3 pseudogenes are annotated in these 1,008 nt (G+C 67.6%); 1 reads left to right on the forward strand and 2 read right to left on the reverse strand.

The annotated features are described in order from the left end of the window. Window positions 1-130 precede the first annotated feature (130 nt). Window positions 131-633: pseudogene (locus MKK70_RS22915) on the forward strand (helix-turn-helix domain-containing protein); the annotation flags it as partial. Window positions 634-642: 9 nt separating this feature from the next. On the opposite strand, the pseudogene MKK70_RS22920 reads toward MKK70_RS22915, so the two are convergent. Both MKK70_RS22920 and MKK70_RS22925 read right to left on the reverse strand, forming a co-directional pair. Then, a pseudogene (locus MKK70_RS22920) lies at window positions 643-729 on the reverse strand (IS5/IS1182 family transposase); the annotation flags it as partial. 30 nt (window positions 730-759) lie between these two features. Then, a pseudogene (locus MKK70_RS22925) lies at window positions 760-1,008 on the reverse strand (IS5/IS1182 family transposase); the annotation flags it as partial.

A 1,008-nucleotide genomic window follows, 5' to 3' on the forward strand; every position in this document is an offset into this window, starting at 1 on the left:
CCGTTCTCGGGCCGCGGGAGACGGGCGGCGATCGGCCCGTCGCGGCGCAGGCTGTCGGCGTAGGCGAGGCGGCCGCCCCGCCGGATCCGCCAGCCGTCCTCGACCAGCCCCGCCTCCACCCGCTCGCCGCGGGCGGCCCAAAGAGTTCCTGGAGGCTGGCAAGAAGCGCCTGTCCGGCGACACGTCTCGTGCGGCCACCACCGATGAGGTGCGGGATCTCCGTCGCGAAGCGTGGGCGCTGAAGAAGTTCGTAGCTGATCTCGTCTTGGAGAGCCGGTTGCTTAAACAAAGCATGAGCCGAGCTGGGCGCGACGAGGCATGAGGTACCCGGCCCGCGAGAAGCTGGAGATGATCCGGCTGGTCGAGCAATCCCACCTGCCGGTGCGTGCCACCCTGGACAAGCTCGGCATCACGCGCTCAACGTTTTACCGTTGGTACGACGCCTACCAGCGCAGCGGCCCCGAGGCGTTGAATGACCAACCTTCGCAGCCGAGCCGGGTCTGGAACCGTTTACCTGCGGAGATCCGCGAGCAGATCGTTGCCTTGGCTCTGGAACAGCCTGAACTCAGTCCGCGTGAGCTGGCGGTGCGCTTCACCGACGAGCGCCGCTACTTCGTTTCGGAAGCGACCGTCTAGGGGGTGTCATCGCTTGAGCCAATCGAGGGCTGCAGCGCGGGAGAGGACGCCCATGAAGCTGGCGGCGGTCTTCTCGTAGCGGGTGGCGATGGCACCCCCTAGAGGCTGGTATGAACTGGCTGCCAGTCGATCGGCTTGTTTGTGCATGAGGCAGACGAAGGCGACGAGGTGGAGATCGGCGAGCGTGCTGGGATAGCGGTCGTAGTCTTTGACGAAACGACGGCAGCGGGTCGCCCCGGCGAAGGCGCGCTCCAGCACTCAGCGGGGCGGCAGTATGACGACGCCCCGCTTGGCCTCGGGCAGTCTGGCTGCTGTTCCGCTGGCGCCGCGCTCTCCGCACAGAAGCATCGCCGCCGCCGGTGGCGTCCCGCC

Source organism: Methylobacterium sp. E-041 (assembly GCF_022829665.1).
Lineage (GTDB): Bacteria > Pseudomonadota > Alphaproteobacteria > Rhizobiales > Beijerinckiaceae > Methylobacterium.